This is a genomic window from Streptomyces sp. CNT360 (genome assembly GCF_000424785.1).
Genome location: NZ_AUKO01000037.1, coordinates 52512 through 69917, shown reverse-complemented (window position 1 = coordinate 69917; position 17406 = coordinate 52512). Strand labels below are relative to the sequence as shown.

Below are 17406 nucleotides of genomic sequence, written 5' to 3'. Positions count from 1 at the left end.
TTCATCGTTCGACTTGCATGTGTTAAGCACGCCGCCAGCGTTCGTCCTGAGCCAGGATCAAACTCTCCGTGAATGCATCAACCATCCACAGGAAGAGCGGAACCATCCCGGAGGAATAACCCGGAACCGTTCACAGCATCCTCGCTGTTCAAATCAATCAAAGGAACCACAACCAAACCAGCCATCAAGACCGGCAAGGCCGAGGTATCAACATATCTGGCGTTGACTTTTGGCACGCTGTTGAGTTCTCAAGAAACGGACGCTTCCATCGAAACCATCTCACCGGCTTCTCCGGACGTTTGCCCTTTCGGTGTTCTCCACTTTACCAGATTCTTTCCGGTCGTTTTCCGGCCGTTCAAGAATTCAAGGTTCCCGGGTTTCCGCGAGCCAGAGCGGCTTCGGGTTCCCGTTGAGGTGGAGCCGTAAACGTACTGGAGCGGAGCGCCTGGAGGCAAATCGAGGCGCTCCGCTCTCCAGGAGGCTGGTCAGACCTCGACGACCACGGGGAGGATCATCGGCCGCCGCCGGTAGTTGTCCGAGACCCACTTGCCGACGGTGCGGCGCACCAACTGCTGGAGCTGGTGGGTCTCCGCGATGCCGTCCTGCGCGGACTTGGCGAGAGCCTCGTCGATCTTCGGCATGACGCCGGCGAAGTCGGTGTCGTCGATGCCGGAGCCGCGGGACTGGATGTGGGGACCGCCCGTGATCTTGCCGGTGGTGCTGTCGACCACGACGAAGATGGAGATGATCCCCTCGTCTCCGAGGATGCGGCGGTCCTTGAGGGAGGACTCGGTGACGTCGCCGACGGACAGGCCGTCGACGTAGACGTAACCGGCCTGCACCTTGCCGCTGATCCGGGCCTTTCCGTCGACCAGGTCGACCACCACGCCGTCCTCGGCGATGACGATGCGGTCCTGGGGGATGCCGGTCGCGGCGCCCAGCTCGGCGCTGGCCCGCAAGTGCCGCCATTCGCCGTGCACGGGCATGAGGTTCCGCGGCCGGCAGATGTTGAAGAAGTACAGCAGCTCGCCCGCGGAGGCGTGGCCCGAGACGTGGACCTTCGCGTTGCCCTTGTGGACGACGTTGGCACCCCAGCGGGTGAGTCCGTTGATCACGCGATAGACGGCGTTCTCGTTGCCCGGGATGAGGGAGGACGCGAGGATCACCGTGTCGCCCTGGACGATACGGATCTGATGGTCGCGGTTGGCCATCCGGGAGAGGGCCGCCATGGGCTCACCCTGGGAGCCGGTGCAGACGAGGACGATCTCGTGGTCGGGCAAGTCGTCGAGTGCCTTGACGTCGACGACGAGACCGGCGGGAACCTTCAAATAGCCCAGATCACGGGCGATGCCCATGTTGCGCACCATGGAGCGGCCGATGAACGCGACGCGGCGACCGTACTCGTGGGCGGCGTCCAGGATCTGCTGGATGCGGTGCACGTGGCTCGCGAAGCTGGCGACGATGATCCGCTTCTGGGCACCGGCGAAGACCTGGCGCAGCACCGAGGAGATCTCCCGCTCGGGCGGCACGAAGCCGGGGACCTCGGCGTTCGTCGAGTCGCTGAGCAGCAGGTCGATGCCCTCCTCCCCGAGGCGGGAGAAGGCTCGCAGGTCGGTGAGGCGGCCGTCCAGCGGGAGCTGGTCCATCTTGAAGTCGCCGGTGTGGACGACCATGCCTGCCGGGGTGCGTACCGCGACCGCGAGGGCGTCCGGGATGGAGTGGTTGACGGGGAGGAACTCGCAGTCGAAGGGTCCGATCCGCTCGCGGTGGCCCTCCTCCACCTCCAGGGTGTACGGCCGGATGCGGTGTTCCTGGAGCTTGGCCTCGATGAGCGCGAGGGTGAGCTTGGAGCCGATCAGGGGGATGTCCGGCTTCTCCCGCAGGAGGTAGGGGACACCCCCGATGTGGTCCTCGTGGCCGTGGGTCAGGACGATGCCGTCGATGTCGTCGAGGCGGTCCCGCAGCGTGGTGAAGTCGGGAAGGATCAGGTCGATACCCGGCTGCTCCTCCTCGGGGAAGAGGACGCCGCAGTCGACGATCAGAAGTCTGCCGCCGTATTCGAAGACGGTCATGTTGCGGCCGATCTCACCGAGGCCGCCCAGCGGGGTGACACGAAGGCCCCCTTCGGGGAGCTTCGGTGGCGGGCCGAGCTCGGGATGCGGATGACTCAAAAGACTCTCCTTACCACGCGCGCCACGCACCCGCCTGGGTACGTGGCGCGCGGTATTCATGAGGCGTACGCAGCGCTCGGGCGTGCGTACGTGTCGTGCTTGTTCCGTTGGGTCGTGCACGTGTGCCGGTGTCCAGCTCGCTGCCGGCACCGACGGTATGCAGTTGTGTGAAGTCTGAGGTCTACAGGTGTACCCCGCCGTGGGCGAGATCGTGCGTGAGCTGCTCCAGCTCCTCGGGAGACAGCTCGACCAGGGGGAGACGGAGCGGCCCGGCCGAGTGGCCCAGTCGCGCAAGTGCGGCCTTGGTCGTGATGACGCCCTGAGTGCGGAACATGCCGGTGAAGACCGGCAGCAGCTTCTGGTGGATCTCGGTGGCCTTGACGATGTCGCCGCTCAGGTGCGCCTCCAGCAGAGCGCGCAGCTCCGGGGTGACGACGTGGCCGACGACGGAGACGAAGCCCACCGCGCCGACGGACAGCAGCGGAAGGTTGAGCATGTCGTCGCCGCTGTACCAGGCGAGACCGCTGGTGGCGATGGCCCAGCTCGCGCGGCCGAGGTCGCCCTTGGCGTCCTTGTTGGCCACGATACGGGGGTGCTCGGCGAGCCGGACGATCGTCTCGGTATTGATCGGGACGCCGCTGCGGCCGGGGATGTCGTAGAGCATCACCGGCAGCCCGGTCGCGTCGGCGATGGCGGTGAAGTGCCGGTACAGACCCTCCTGCGGGGGCTTGCTGTAGTACGGCGTCACGGCCAGGAGGCCATGGGCACCGGCCTGCTCGGCGGCGCGGGCCAGTTCGAGGCTGTGGGCCGTGTCGTTGGTGCCGGCTCCGGCCACCACGTGCGCACGGTCGCCCACGGCCTCCACGACGGCCTTGACGAGCTGGGCTTTCTCCGCGTCGGAGGTGGTCGGGGACTCGCCGGTGGTGCCGTTGACGACGAGCCCGTCGTTGCCGGCATCCACCAGGTGGGCAGCGAGCTGCTGCGCGCCGTCGAGGTCGAGCGCACCGTCTCCGGTGAACGGCGTGACCATCGCGGTCAGGACCCGCCCGAAGGGCGTCTGCGGTGTGGAGGTCGGAGCCATGGTCTCCACGCTACTCGCAGCGCACCCCGCCACGCTGCCTCGGGGCGGTCCATCCGCGCCATGATGCGGCCGGACGGGCCGGAAAGAGGATGTCCCGGCACTGCCTGCTCGGGGGTTCAGGCAGTGCCGGGACGCACAATCACCCTAGATGAACATCTCCAACCGCCGCAATACGGACACTTCCTCCTGGCCTCCGACCGGAGGGGCGGCAGGCGCAGCCGAGTGAGCGCGCCCCTTCCGGGAGCGTCGAGCCGGGAGGCACACCGGGCGGACCGGTCAGGGGGCGACGCGTCCGTTGGCGTTGAACGCGGCGTGGGTCAGCGGCATCAGCTTTGACCACTGCTCCTCCATCAGCTCGCCCACCATCTCGATCTCCCGCTGCGGGAAGCTGGGGACCTTGGCCTGCTCGTGCTGGGTGCGCAGGCCGAGGAAGTGCATGAGGGAGCGGGCGTTGCAGGTGGCGTACATCGAGGAGTAGAGGCCGACCGGGAGGACGGCGCGGGCCACCTCGCGGGCGACGCCGGCCTCCAGCATCTCCTCGTACGTCTCGTACGCCTTGCGGTAGACGTCCTCCATGGCGCGGCCCGTGAGGGCGTGCTGCTCCGCCGTGCCCTCGACGAACTCGTACTTGCCGGGGCGGCCCTGCTGGACGAGCTTGCGGGTGGCGCCGGGGACGTAGAAGACGGGCTGGAGCTGCCGGTAGCGACCGGACTCCTCGTTGTAGGACCAGCCGACTCGGTGCCGGTGGAACTCGCGGAAGACGAAGAGCGGCGCGCTGACGAAGAACGTCATCGAGTTGTGCTCGAAGGGGCTGCCGTGGCGGTCCCGCATCAGGAAGTTGATCAGGCCCTTGGAGCGCTCCGGGTCCTTGCTCAGCTCTTCCAGGGACTGCTCCCCCGCGGTCGAGACCCGGGCGGCCCACAGCACGTCGGTGTCGGCGGCGCTGTGCTTGACCAGCTCGACCGTCATGTCGCTGCGGAAACTCGGTGCGGGCGGGGCGGAGGTCTCGGTCACCTGGGGGTCCTTCCACGTACGTCTGCCAGGGCGGGAACAGCCTACGGGGAGGGTCTGACAGAGGTGACCGTCCGGCGCCGATAGGCCGTTATCGGCGCTCTTAGAGGGACAAAAGAGACTCGCCGCCAAGAAACGGCACCCCCGGTGACAATCCCCTGCGCCGCGGTTGATATTTTTCACATGCGTCTGTCGGCAGCGGGCACTCGGAGGCCGCCCCGGACGTTTACCTCTTACAGCAGTCAACCGCCCAGAACGATCACGCAGGAGCGCCCCGTCATGTCCCGCCGCGGAGATGCAGTCCCGTTCGCCTTCATAGCCGACGCCGAACGGTTCCGCAGCAATGTCACCCCGCCGCCCCGTGCCCGCCGCAGCTTCCGGCAGATCGCCGGCAGTGCGCTGGTGGGAGTCACGATCGTCGCCGGTCTCGTGGGTTCCGTCCTGCTCGGTGGACCCGCTCTCACCGACAACCAGGTCCCCTCGAAGGACCAGCCGGCGGCCGCCGAGGGCCGCTGAGACGGGCGGCCGCCCCGGAGAACAGCACCCAGGGGTGGCTGCCTCTCTCCGCTCTCGCTAATGTCACCGCTCACACCGCCCGGCCCCGGCCGAGGCGGCGCAGCCCAGCCGTGGGGCGGTCCAGGCCGCTCCTGTCGTGAGCGAGGACCCAGTCGTGCCCCTGCCCTTTGTGACAGCCGACCGCGTGGACCGCGTACAGGCGGCGCAGTCGGTGACACTCGTCGAGGCCGACCGCGAGGTGTGGCGGCGGCCCTACCGCCCCGGCCCGTGGCGCGTGGGCGGCGGCGCGCTGCTGCTCCTGCTCGCGTCCTACCTCTTCTTCTCCGCACTGATCATCGCCTTGGCCGGTTCCCTGCCGAGTGCGGGCGTCTGCGCGGGGTGCGGACTGCTGGTGATCGTGGGGGCGGTGCGGCTGCTCCGCGCGGGTGTCTGGGTCAGTGCGCACGGCCTGCGCCATGCCGGTCTGTTCCGCACGACGACGCTGGGCTGGAGCGCCGTGGGGACCGTACGCACGGTGCAGCGGCCCGTCCGGTGGCTGGGGCTGCCCCGTACGGTGCAGGGCCAGGCCCTCGTGCTCTCCCGGCCGGTCGGTTCCGGTGCCGGGGATGCGGAGCCCGTCTGCCGGCAGGACGGCCGGATACTGCTGACCGACCACAACGCGGACTTCCTCTCGCGCCGCCGCGGTTTCGACCGGGCCGCCGACGTCATAGAGAGCTGGGCGGCGGAATCGCGCGGGTGAGCGCACAACCGCACTCGACGGAACGGCCGCGGTAGCCGCGTACGCCCGGCCCCGTCGTGCGCCCCCGGAAGGGCGGCGCGGCCGTTCGGTGCGGCTCAGGTGCCGGGGGTCGCGTCGGGGTGCGGAGGTGGTGCGGGGGCCGGGTCTGCGGGGCGGCGCTCGTGGAGGGTGATGGCGTGCTGCATGGCCTTGCGGGCCCGCGGGGTGTCGCGGGCGTCGTGGTAGGCGACGGCCAGGCGGAACCAGGCACGCCAGTCGTCGGGGCTCTTCTCGGTCTCGGCGCGGCGACGGGCGAAGACCGCGTCCGCGGAGGCCCGGTCGATCCGGCCGGAGGGGGTGCGCTCCAACTCGTCGACCGGCAGACCGCCCTCGGCCTCCAACTCCTGTGCGAGCTTCCCGGCGCGGCGGGCGAAGCGCGTGGTGTGCCACAGGAACCACGCACCGATGAACGGCAGTACCAGCACCGCGATCCCGAAGGGCACGGTCACGGGGGTGCCCTGCTCGATCAGGAGCACGCCGCGGCTGCCGACCAGGACGAAATAGACGACCAGGACGGCAGCCAGCAGAAAGTAGGTGATCTTCGCGCGCACGGTGCGGTACCCCGTCAGTCCAGGTCGAGGAAGTGTTCGAGCCCGAAGGTGAGGCCAGGGGTGGCCGGCACCTTCCGGATGCCCAGCAGCACGCCCGGCATGAAGGAGCTGCGGTGCAGCGAGTCGTGGCGGATGGTGAGCGTCTCCGCCTCGTCGCCGAAGAGGACCTCCTGGTGGGCGACCAGGCCGCGCAGCCGTACCGCGTGGACCGGGACACCGTCGACATCGGCGCCGCGTGCGCCGTCCAGCGACTGGCTGGTGGCGTCGGGCTGGGCCGGGAGCTCGGCGGCCGCACGGGCCTGGGCGATCACCTGGGCGGTGCGCACGGCGGTGCCGCTGGGGGCGTCCGCCTTGCCCGGGTGGTGCAGCTCGACGACCTCGACGGACTCGAAGAAACGGGCCGCCTGCTGCGCGAAGCGCATCGTCAGGACGGCGCCGATGCCGAAGTTGGGGGCGATGAGCACCCCGGTGCCCGGCGCGTCGGCAAGCTGGGCGCGGACCGCGGTCAGCCGCTCGTCCGTCCAGCCGGTGGTGCCGACGACGGCGTGGATGCCGTTGGCCAGGCAGTGCTCCAGGTTGCCCATGACCGCGTCGGGCCGGGTGAGGTCCACGGCCACCTGGGTGCCCGCGTCGGTGAGCGCGCTGCGCGGGTCGCCGCTGCCGAGGGCCGCCACCAGCTCCATGTCGTCGGCCGCCTCGACGGCGCGTACCGCCTCGGAGCCCATCCGGCCCTTGGCGCCGAGGACGGCTACCCGCAGCTTGCTCATGGTGCGTTCCTTACGTGGTGAGGGAGGAGGGGGTAGAGGGTGGGTCAGGCGACGGCCTCGTGCAGGCGGGCGGCCTGCCGGTCGGTGAGCCGGCCGATGGCCGAGAGCGAGGGACGCCGCCCCAGCACGTCACGGGCGACCTCGCGGATGTCCTCGGGCGTGACGGCGGCGATCTTGCCGAGCATGTCGTCCACGGACATCTGCTCGCCCCAGCACAGCTCGCTCTTGCCCAGACGGTGCATCAGCGCGCCGGTGTCCTCCAGACCGAGCACCGTCGAGCCGGAGAGCTGGCCGACGGCACGGCGCAGCTCCTCGTCGGTCAGCCCGTCCCGGGCGACGGTGTCGAGTTCGTCGCGGCAGATGCGCAGCACATCGGGGACCTGTGCGGGGCGGCAGCCGGCGTAGACGCCGAAGAGGCCGCAGTCGGCATAGCCGGAGGTGTAGGCGTAGGTGCTGTAGGCCAGGCCGCGCTTCTCGCGGATCTCCTGGAAGAGCCGCGAGCTCATGCCGCCGCCCAGCGCGGTGCTGAGCACCGCGAGCGGCCAACGGCGTTCGTCGTGCCGGGAGTAGCCCGGCAGGCCGAGCACCAGGTGCGCCTGCTCGGTGGGGTGGTCGATGAAGTCGACGCGTCCGCCGCCGCGCAGCGTCCGGCTGCCAGAGCGGGGGCCGACCGGTTCGGCGTCCTGCCTACGGGACAGTGCGCCCGCACGGTCGAACGCGGCCCGTACCTGTTTGACCACCTTCGAGTGATCGAGGTTGCCGGCAGCGGCGACGACCAGCCGAGTGGGGTCGTAGTGCTTCTTGTAGAAGCGGGCCACCTTCTCGCGGGTGAGCCCGTTGACGGTGTCGACGGTGCCCAGTACGGGACGGCCCAGCGGGGTGTCGCCGAACATGGTGTGGGCGAACAGGTCGTGCACGCAGTCGCCGGCGTCGTCCTCCGTCATCGCGATCTCCTCCAGGATCACGCCGCGCTCCGCGTCGACCTCGGCCGGGTCGATGACGGAGGAGGTGAGCATGTCGGAGACGACGTCGATGGCCAGCGGCAGGTCGCTGTCGAGCACCCGCGCGTAGTAGCAGGTGAACTCCTTGGTGGTGAAGGCGTTCATCTCGCCGCCCACCGCGTCCAGCGCCGCGGAGATCTCCAGCGCGTCCCGCCGCTCGGTGCCCTTGAAGAGCAGGTGCTCCAGGTAGTGGGTGGCGCCGCTCAGCGCCGGGGTCTCGTCCCGGGAGCCGACGTGTGCCCAGATGCCGAAGGTGACGGAGCGCACCGTGGGCACCGTCTCGGTGATGACGCGCAGTCCGCCGGGCAGCACGGTCTTGCGGACGGTGCCCGCGCCGTTCTCGCCCCGGATGAGGGTCTTGGTACGGGCGACGGCCCGCCCTGCCGGGGAGGCGGGGCGGGCCGTCGTACGGAACTGCGAGGTCACTGCGCGGACTCGTCCTCGGTCTCGGCGGAGCCGCCCTCGGACGGCGCGGCCTTCTCGGAGTCCTCCTCCTCGTCCAGGACAGGGATGAGGGAGAGCTTGCCGCGCTGGTCGATCTCGGCGATCTCGACCTGGACCTTCTGGCCCACGCCGAGCACGTCCTCGACGTTCTCCACGCGCTTGCCGCCGGCGAGCTTGCGGATCTGCGAGATGTGCAGCAGACCGTCCTTGCCGGGCAGCAGGGAGACGAAGGCACCGAAGGTGGTGGTCTTGACGACCGTGCCCAGGTAGCGCTCGCCGACCTCGGGCATCGTCGGGTTGGCGATGCCGTTGATGGTGGTGCGGGCGGCCTCGGCGGCCGGACCGTCGGCGGCACCGATGTAGATGGTGCCGTCGTCCTCGATGGTGATGTCGGCGCCGGTGTCCTCCTGGATCTGGTTGATCATCTTGCCCTTCGGGCCGATGACCTCACCGATCTTGTCCACCGGGATCTTGACGGTGATGATGCGCGGCGCGTTCGGGGACATCTCGTCCGGGACGTCGATGGCCTCGTTCATCACGTCGAGGATGTGCAGCCGGGCGTCGCGGGCCTGCTTGAGAGCCGCGGCCAGCACGGAGGCCGGGATGCCGTCCAGCTTGGTGTCGAGCTGCAGCGCGGTGACGAACTGCTTGGTGCCGGCGACCTTGAAGTCCATGTCGCCGAACGCGTCCTCGGCGCCGAGGATGTCCGTCAGCGTCACGTAGTGGGTCTCGCCCTCGATCTCCTGCGAGATCAGGCCCATGGCGATACCGGCGACCGGGGCCTTGAGCGGCACACCGGCGTTCAGCAGCGACATGGTCGAGGCGCAGACCGAGCCCATGGACGTGGAGCCGTTGGAGCTCAGCGCCTCGGAGACCTGCCGGATCGCGTACGGGAACTCCTCGCGGGTCGGCAGCACCGGCACCAGCGCACGCTCGGCCAGCGCGCCGTGGCCGATCTCGCGACGCTTCGGGGAGCCGACGCGGCCGGTCTCACCGGTGGAGTAGGGCGGGAAGTTGTAGTTGTGCATGTAGCGCTTGCGCGTCACCGGCGAAAGGGTGTCGAGCTGCTGCTCCATGCGCAGCATGTTCAGCGTGGTGACACCCAGGATCTGGGTCTCACCGCGCTCGAACAGCGCCGAGCCGTGCACCCGCGGGATGGCCTCGACCTCGGCGGCCAGCGTGCGGATGTCGGTAACACCGCGGCCGTCGATGCGCTTCTTCTCCTTGATGACGCGCTCGCGCACCAGGGTCTTGGTCAGCGAGCGGTACGCCGCGGAGATCTCCTTCTCACGGCCTTCGAACTGCGGGAGCAGCTTCTCGGCCGCGACGGCCTTGACGCGGTCCAGCTCGTTCTCGCGCTCCTGCTTGCCCGCGATGGTCAGCGCCTGGGCCAGCTCGTCGCGGACGGCGGCGGACAGCGCCTCCAGGACGTCGTCCTGGTGGTCGAGGAAGACCGGGAATTCGCCGGTCGGCTTGGCGGCCTTCGCGGCGAGGTCGGCCTGGGCGCGGCACAGCACCTTGATGAAGGGCTTGGCGGCCTCCATACCGGCGGCCACGACCTCCTCGGTGGGGGCCTCGGCGCCGCCCTTGACCAGCTCGATGGTCTTCTCGGTGGCCTCGGCCTCGACCATCATCACGGCCACGTCACCGTCGGGCAGCGTCCGGCCGGCGATGACCATGTCGAAGACGGCCTCCTCCAGCTCGGAGTGGGTCGGGAAGGCCACCCACTGGCCGCGGATCAGGGCGATGCGCGTGCCGCCGATCGGGCCGGAGAAGGGCAGTCCCGCAAGCTGCGTGGAGCAGGAGGCGGCGTTGATGGCGACCACGTCGTAGGCGTGGTCGGGGTTGAGCGCCATGACCGTCTCGACGATCTGGATCTCGTTGCGCAGGCCCTTCTTGAAGGAGGGGCGCAGCGGACGGTCGATCAGGCGGCAGGTGAGGATCGCGTCCTCGGAGGGGCGGCCCTCGCGGCGGAAGAAGGAGCCGGGGATCCTACCGGCCGAGTACATCCGCTCCTCGACGTCGACCGTCAGCGGGAAGAAGTCGAGCTGGTCCTTGGGCTGCTTCGAGGCCGTGGTGGCCGACAGCACCATCGTCTCGTCGTCGAGGTAGGCGACGGCGGAGCCGGCGGCCTGCTTGGCCAGGCGGCCCGTCTCGAAGCGGATGGTGCGGGTGCCGAAGGCGCCGTTGTCGATCACGGCCTCGGCGTAGTGGGTCTCGTTCTCCACCAGGAATGTCTCCTCGTCGTCGTCCGCCGCACGTCCTGTGGGCGGACTGGTGTGCTGTGTTCGAGGAGCGCTCCCGGGGCGGGCCGGTCTTCGATCGAAGCTCCCGGAACCGGCGCGGATCACCGCGGGTCCGGGGGCCACTACCGAGGACCGGCGTCGTGGGGGCGCTCCTGTCTCGTACTTGTCGTCTGCTGTCGTCGCCCGTTCTTCGTGCGACGACAGATCGTGCGGTGCCTCACGGGGCACTGTCGTGCGGTGCCTCACGCACGGCCGCAGGCCGGGCCGCGAGGACGAAGCCGTGCGGTGTCCCGCGTGACAAGACTACAAAGCTTCGCCGTCGCGCGAGATACAGCCGTGCTCCGATACGTCGAAGGGAGCGGCCCCCGGACCGGGAACCGCTCCCTTCGTCGACTGCTAGCGGGCGCCCGCCGCACCGCGGCGGATGCCGAGACGCTCGACCAGCGCACGGAAGCGCTGGATGTCCTTCTTGGCCAGGTACTGCAGCAGGCGGCGGCGCTGGCCGACCAGCAGCAGCAGACCACGGCGCGAGTGGTGGTCGTGCTTGTGGGTCTTCAGGTGCTCGGTCAGGTCGCTGATGCGACGGGAGAGCAGCGCCACCTGGACCTCGGGGGAGCCGGTGTCACCTTCCTTGGTGGCGAACTCGGAGATGATCTGCTTCTTCGTCGCGGCATCGAGAGACGACACTCGTACTCCTAGGGGTTCGGGCCGCCGAGCGCCCCTGGTCTTCGTCACAGGGGTTTCTTCGGTACTCGGGAGGCCGGTACAGGGTACCAGTGGCTAACTGGTGAGACTGCGGGCGGCCGAGTAGACGTTCATCACTGCCAGGCACAGCGGCACCAGCGTGAGCAGGACGAAGGTCTCCAGGATCTCCGCGAGCCGCCCCCAGAAGGGGGTCACGCCCGTCCGCGGGACCGTCAGTCCGGTGCCGATCACCAGCACCGCGCCCAGCGCGAGGGCGGCGCTCAGCCATACGGTACGCAGTGCGTCGCCGCCCGCGGGGAAGTCGCCCGCCAGTCCCACGCCGAGCAGCACCAGGGCCGCCAGCCCGGCGACCAGGGAGCTGGCGACCTGCGAGGTGTAGCGGAACAGCCGCGCACGCAGCAGCATCGCGATGCCGGTCGACAGGGTGAGCAGTTGCCCCCATCCGGAGGCGGAGAAGCTGAGTACCGCGCAGGAGACGGTGACGACGGCCGCACAGCCTCCGACCAGGCCGACCAGCAGCTCGTGGCCGCGCCGTGCCTGGACGGCGATGCGCTCGGCGTCGATGGGCCCGCGGGTCTGCGGCGCCGCGTCCGGGTCGGCGTCGTAGTCACTCATCTGGGTACGGGTGGTCTCGAACCCGATGGGCAGCCGCGCGAAGCGGGTCGAGAGGCCCGGCAGGAACGCCAGCACGCACACGGCCAGGGGGGCGCAGATTGCTGCGGTCTCCACGGGGCGCAGGTCGGTCACGATGGCGATGAAGGTGATCACCGTGCCGACAGTCGCGGTGAAGGCGGCGGCGACGAAGGGGCCGTCACCGTTGGGGGTGAGCGCGATCAGAACGGCTGCGCCCAGCAGGACGGTCACACAGCCGAGCAGGAACTGGAGCCTGCCCACCCCGTGGCCCCCCTCCAGGGGCAGCAGCCCGCTGCCGGAGACCATCAGGTGCGGGAGGGCCCCGAGACCGAGCGTGACGGCGGTGAGCCGGTCCGCGTAGACACGGGCCCGCACGGCGGACAGCGCCAGCAGCAGCACACCGGCGACGGCGGCCAGCACGCCGGCGAGGCCGTGCATGTCGTGGCGGGCCGGGTCGGAGAACCACAGGACCACCGCCATGAGGGCCAGCAGCACGCCGCCGCCGACCAGCCCGGCCGCCCGCATCATGCCGTCGCCCCAGAGCCTGCGGTCCTTGGTCACGGCGGAGGCCACGGCGTCGGAGACGTCGTCGAAGACGGCGGGCGGCAGCGACTCGGCGAACGGGCGCAGACTGAGCACCTCGCCGTCGAGGATGCGCTGCGCGGCGAACGAGCGGGCGCTGTCGAGCACCGTGCCGTCGCGGCGCACCAGGTGGTACCCGACGGGGGCGCTCTGCGCCGGGCTCTGCCCGGACAGGCGCTGGATCTCGGGGTAAAGATCGGCGACCGCGATGTCCTCGGGAAGCGCGACGTCGATCCGGCTGTCGGGCGCCACGATGGTCACCCGGCAGAAACCCGTGCCCTGGGCCGCTCCGGCTGCCGGGCCGGGGGCGCCGGACGCTCCTCGGGCACCGCCGACGCCCGGCTGACCGCCGGGTCCGGTGGCGGCGGAAGCCGTCGTACTCACCTGTGTGTCCCCCTCGAAAACCTGCTGAGCACCTGTCCGTACTGCTGCGCCGCTGCCCTGTCGCCGCGCTGTCGCGGTGCTGCACACTCTGCCCGTGCCGCCGCATCCGCGGGGTGCTGCGGTACGGCCCGTCCGTAGTGCTGCTGTGCTGTGCTGCTGTGCTGCCACGTTGCTGCAATCTCCGCACGCGCGGGTACCCGTGCGGCGCCCGCGCGCGTGGGTGCCGTTGCGTCGTCGCGCGGGGCACCTGTGCGTGAAGGTGTGTCGGGCTGCCCACACCTGCACGGGCGACCGCTGCGTTCGCGGCGGCAGCGCGCGCCACCCTACCGGTCCCGGTCAACTCGGCGTGCCACTAGGATCGCCAGGCGCGGAGGGGGGACCATCGCCACAGGCGCCGCACCGAAGACGTCCCTTCCGCGACAGGGACACCAGGGAACGCAAGGGAAATTGGTGCGCGAGTGACCCAGATCGTCGTGAAGCGTCCCCCTCGGGCGCTGCCCGCGGAAGTACCCGGCGAGCAGGTGCAGTTGCAGCCGCCACCGGAGCTGCCGAGGGGCCAGCAGGAGGGCATGTGGATGCAGGTCCTCCCCATGCTCGGCATGGGCGGGTCCAGCCTGTACTTCCTCATGCCCGGCATGAACTCGCACCCCATGATGAAGATCATGGGCGTCATGATGCTGTTCTCGACGGTCACCATGGTCATCGCCATGGTCGTGAGGCTGCGCCGGGGCACCCAGGGGGAGATGGCCCGGTCCCGTCGCGACTACCTCAAGTACCTGGCGCAGACCCGCCGCACCGTCCGCAGGACGGCGCTCAAGCAGCGCGACGCCCAGTTCTATCTGCACCCCGCCCCCGAACAGCTGTGGTCGCTGGTGGCCGAGGGCAGCAGGGTCTGGGAGCGGCGCCCCTCCGACGGCGACTTCGGGCAGGTCCGCGTCGGCCTCGGCGCCCAGCAGCTGGCCACCCCCCTGGTCGCGCCCGACACCGCACCCGTGGACGAGCTGGAGCCGCTGACGGTCGGCGCCATGCACCAGTTCCTCAACACCCACGGCACCCTCGAAGGCCTGCCCATGGCCGTCTCGCTGCGGGCCTTCTACCACGTGACGCTCAGCGGCGACCCCGAGGCGGTGTACGGGTCCGCACGCGCCATGCTCTGCTCGCTGGCCGCGCTGCACTCCCCCGAGGAACTCGTCGTCGCCGTCGCCGCCGGACGCGACTCCTATGCGCACTGGGACTGGGCCAAGTGGCTCCCCCACTGCCAGGCCAAGGACCTCGCCGACGGCGCCGGCACCCGGCGGCTCATCGTCTCCGACAACCTCGCGCTGGAGGAGCTGCTGGCCGCGCGGCTGGAGGGGCGGACCCGGTTCAGCGGGTCCGCTGAACCGCTGCTGGAGCAGCCGCACCTCGTCGTCGTCCTGGACGGGACGACGCTGCTGCCCAACTCGCTGCTGGCCGCTCCCGAGGGGCTGCAGGGCGTCACCATCGTCGAGATCGTCCCCGGCGACGTGGACGTGGCCCGGGGCGGCCTGTCCGTCGTCGTCCAGCCGCGCACCCTGCGCCTGGAGTCGGGTCACGGGCTCGTCTACGACGGAACACCCGACACCCTCTCCTACCCCGCCGCCGAGGCCGTGGCCCGGCAGCTCGCGCCCCTGCGGGCCGGCTCCGGCGACGACGGTGACGAACCCCTGCTGGCAAAGCTGGAGTTCACCGACCTGCTCAACCTCGGTGACGCCGCGTCCGTGGACGTCTCCCGCACCTGGCGGCCCCGCTCCCAGGCGGAGCGGCTCCGGGTACCCATCGGGGTCGGCGAGGACGGCCAGCCGGTGATGCTGGACCTCAAGGAGGCCGCCCAGGACGGTATGGGGCCGCACGGACTGTGCGTGGGCGCCACCGGTTCCGGCAAGTCGGAGCTGCTGCGCACCCTGGTGCTGGGCCTGGCGGTCACCCACTCCTCGGAGACCCTCAACTTCGTCCTGGCCGACTTCAAGGGCGGCGCCACCTTCGCGGGGATGGCACAGATGCCGCACGTCGCCGCCGTCATCACCAACCTGGCCGACGACCTCACCCTGGTCGACCGCATGGGCGACTCCATCCGCGGCGAGCTCAACCGGCGTCAGGAGATGCTGCGCGACGCCGGCAACTACGCCAACATCCGCGACTACGAGAAGGCGCGCGCCGCCGGCGCCCCGCTCTCCCCCATCCCCTCCCTCGTCCTGGTCATCGACGAGTTCAGCGAGCTGCTGACCGCCAAACCCGACTTCATCGACATGTTCATCCAGATCGGCCGGATCGGCCGCTCCCTGGGTGTCCACCTGCTGCTCGCCTCGCAGCGGCTGGAGGAGGGGCGGCTGCGCGGCCTGGAGACCTACCTGTCCTACCGCGTCGGCCTGCGCACCTTCTCCGCCGCCGAGTCGCGGGCCGCGCTCGGTGTCCCGGACGCCTACCACCTGCCGTCCGTACCCGGGTCCGGCTACCTGAAGTTCGGCACCGACGAGATGACCCGCTTCAAGGCCGCCTACGTCTCCGGCGTCTACCGCGCAGGCAGCGGCGGGGAAGGTCTCCTGACGGGGCCCGTCACCGCGAACCGGCGCCCGGTGCTGTTCACGGCTGCCGAGGTGCCGGTGCAGCGGCCCGCGCCCGACGAGATCGTCCCCGTGCCCGCACAGCCCGTCGGTGGTACCGAGGACGACGCGCTGGCCGACACCGTGCTGGACGTCGTCGTCCGGCGCCTGGAGGGCCAGGGCACGCCGGCGCACCAGGTGTGGCTGCCCCCGCTGGACGACGCCGCCCCTCTGGACGAGCTCCTGCCCGGGCTGGCGCCCGTCGAGGGCCGCGGGCTGACCGTCCCCGACTACCCCCGGCTCGGACAGCTCGTGGTGCCGGTCGGCCTCGTCGACAAGCCGTTCGAGCAGCGCCGTGATCCGCTGTACCTCGACTTCTCGGGTGCCGCGGGCCACATGCTCGTCGTCGGCGGCCCCCAGTCCGGCAAGTCCACGCTGATGCGGACACTCATCTCGTCGTTCGCCCTCACCCACACCCCCACCGAGGTCCAGTTCTACGGGCTCGACTTCGGCGGCGGCGGCATGTCCGCGGTCGCCGACCTGCCCCACGTCGGCGGTACCGCCTCCCGCCTCGACCCCGAACGGGTACGGCGCACCGTCGCCGAGGTCTACGGCATCCTCAACCGCCGCGAGGAGTACTTCCGCGCCAACAGCATCGACTCCATCACCACCTACCGGCGGCGCCGCGCCCGCGGCGAGATCACCGACCAGGCCTGGGGCGATGTCTTCCTCGTCATCGACGGCTGGGGCAACTTCCGCAACGACTACGAGGGCCTCACCGACGTCGTCGGCGACATCGCGGGGCGGGGCCTCGGCTACGGCATCCACCTGGTCATCACAGCCTCCCGCAACATGGAGGTACGGGCCGCCCTCAAGGACCTGCTGATGAACCGCCTCGAACTGCGGCTCGGCGACACCATGGACTCCGAGTTCAACCGCAAGGTCGCCGCCAACGTCCCGGCCGGCGTTCCCGGCCGCGGCCAGACCATGGACGCCCTCCACTTCATGGCAGCCGTCCCCCGCCTCGACGGTGTCAGCTCCGACCACGACCTCGCCGACGCCGTGGCGGAGATGTGCCGCACCGTCACCGCGCACTGGCAGGGCGATCCCGCCCCGCAGGTCCGCCTGCTCCCCCGCGAACTCCCCGCCTCCCGCCTCCCCGGCGGCGGCGACCATCCCGAGCGCGGCGTCGCCTTCGCCATCGACGAGAACAACCTGGAACCGGTCTTCGTCGACTTCGAGACCGACCCGTTCTTCCTCGTCTTCGGCGAGAGCGAGTCGGGAAAGACCGCACTGCTGCGGCTCCTGGTCAGGCAGATCTGCGCGCGGTACTCCGGCGACGAGGCGAAGATCGTCGTCGGCGACTACCGGCGCTCGCTGCTCGGTGCGATCCCCGACTCGCATCTGCTGGAGTACGCGCCCATGTCCAACACCATGGAGACGCACATGAACGCGCTCCGCGACCTGATGGACCGGCGCGCGCCCTCACCCGACGTGACACCGCAGCAGCTGCGCGACCGCAGTTGGTGGAGCGGCCCGCAGATCTTCATCGTCGTCGACGACTACGAACTCGTCGCCACCTCCAGCGGCAACCCGCTGAGCGTCCTCACCGAACACCTGCCCTTCTCCCGGGACGTCGGCGTCCGGTTCCTGATCGCCCGCAGCTCGGCGGGGGCCTCCCGATCGATGTTCGAGAGCTTCATGACCCGCATCAAGGAACTGGGCGCCCAGGGCGTCGTCCTTTCCGGCGACCCCTCCGAAGGCGACCTCCTCGGCAACGTCCGTCCGCGCCCCATGCCCACAGGCCGGGGCTTCTTCGTCTCGCGCAAGCGGGGAATCCCCCTGGTGCAGACGGGATGGCTGCCGGACGAACAGTGACCGGCCCGGCGCGCCCCTGAACCGGTCAGGCTGACGGGTGACCAGAACGTGCTTGCCGCGTCGCGGCGCCACGTACGCTGACTACCGGCACGGCACG

12 protein-coding genes and 1 rRNA gene are annotated in these 17406 nt (G+C 70.3%); 3 read left to right on the top strand and 10 right to left on the bottom strand.

Annotated elements, in window-relative coordinates; all coding sequences use genetic code 11:
• The 4 genes from H297_RS0124995 to thyX all read right to left on the bottom strand — a co-directional run.
• Positions 1–73 (bottom strand): 16S ribosomal RNA (locus H297_RS0124995); the annotation flags it as partial.
• Positions 74–485: 412 nt separating this feature from the next.
• Positions 486–2171: a ribonuclease J gene (locus tag H297_RS0124990; RefSeq protein ID WP_027739298.1), complete on the bottom strand. Its 1686-nt coding sequence runs from the start codon at positions 2169–2171 to the stop codon at positions 486–488.
• 181 nt (positions 2172–2352) lie between these two features.
• A complete protein-coding gene (gene dapA, locus H297_RS0124985) occupies positions 2353–3252 on the bottom strand; it encodes a 4-hydroxy-tetrahydrodipicolinate synthase (protein ID WP_027739297.1) in 900 nt (299 codons plus the stop codon).
• Between the two features lie 276 nt (positions 3253–3528).
• A complete protein-coding gene (thyX, locus tag H297_RS0124980) occupies positions 3529–4221 on the bottom strand; it encodes an FAD-dependent thymidylate synthase (RefSeq protein WP_486589653.1) in 693 nt (230 codons plus the stop codon).
• Between the two features lie 321 nt (positions 4222–4542).
• Between thyX and H297_RS0124975 the strand changes: the two genes are divergently transcribed.
• Together H297_RS0124975 and H297_RS0124970 are read left to right on the top strand one after the other, a co-directional pair.
• Complete coding sequence (locus H297_RS0124975; RefSeq protein ID WP_027739295.1) at positions 4543–4779, top strand: hypothetical protein; 237 nt, start codon at positions 4543–4545, stop codon at positions 4777–4779.
• A 154-nt stretch (positions 4780–4933) separates the two neighbouring features.
• Positions 4934–5518, top strand: coding sequence for a hypothetical protein (locus H297_RS0124970; RefSeq protein ID WP_027739294.1), 585 nt, complete (start codon positions 4934–4936; stop codon positions 5516–5518).
• A gap of 95 nt (positions 5519–5613) precedes the next feature.
• Here the strand turns inward: H297_RS0124970 and H297_RS38220 are convergent, their stop codons facing one another.
• The 6 genes from H297_RS38220 to eccD form a co-directional block, all read right to left on the bottom strand.
• Positions 5614–6108: a tetratricopeptide repeat protein gene (locus H297_RS38220; RefSeq protein WP_051352155.1), complete on the bottom strand. Its 495-nt coding sequence runs from the start codon at positions 6106–6108 to the stop codon at positions 5614–5616.
• A gap of 14 nt (positions 6109–6122) precedes the next feature.
• Positions 6123–6875 carry a 4-hydroxy-tetrahydrodipicolinate reductase gene (gene dapB / locus H297_RS0124960; protein WP_027739293.1) on the bottom strand — a complete coding sequence of 251 codons (753 nt, stop codon included), beginning with the start codon at positions 6873–6875 and terminating at the stop codon, positions 6123–6125.
• A 44-nt stretch (positions 6876–6919) separates the two neighbouring features.
• Positions 6920–8302 (bottom strand): M16 family metallopeptidase, encoded by a 1383-nt coding sequence (locus H297_RS0124955; protein ID WP_027739292.1) that lies wholly within the window; start codon positions 8300–8302, stop codon positions 6920–6922.
• Positions 8299–10548, bottom strand: a complete 2250-nt coding sequence (locus tag H297_RS0124950; protein WP_027739291.1) for a polyribonucleotide nucleotidyltransferase — start codon at positions 10546–10548, stop codon at positions 8299–8301. Before H297_RS0124950 ends, H297_RS0124955 begins: the two co-directional genes overlap by 4 nt.
• A 414-nt stretch (positions 10549–10962) precedes the next feature.
• Positions 10963–11253: a 30S ribosomal protein S15 gene (gene rpsO / locus H297_RS0124945; protein ID WP_016470189.1), complete on the bottom strand. Its 291-nt coding sequence runs from the start codon at positions 11251–11253 to the stop codon at positions 10963–10965.
• 93 nt (positions 11254–11346) lie between these two features.
• A complete protein-coding gene (eccD, locus tag H297_RS0124940; protein ID WP_027739290.1) occupies positions 11347–12870 on the bottom strand; it encodes a type VII secretion integral membrane protein EccD in 1524 nt (507 codons plus the stop codon).
• A 458-nt stretch (positions 12871–13328) separates the two neighbouring features.
• Here eccD and H297_RS0124935 point away from each other — a divergent pair, with 458 nt between their 5' ends.
• A complete protein-coding gene (locus H297_RS0124935) occupies positions 13329–17309 on the top strand; it encodes a type VII secretion protein EccC (protein WP_027739289.1) in 3981 nt (1326 codons plus the stop codon).
• Positions 17310–17406: the final 97 nt, after the last annotated feature.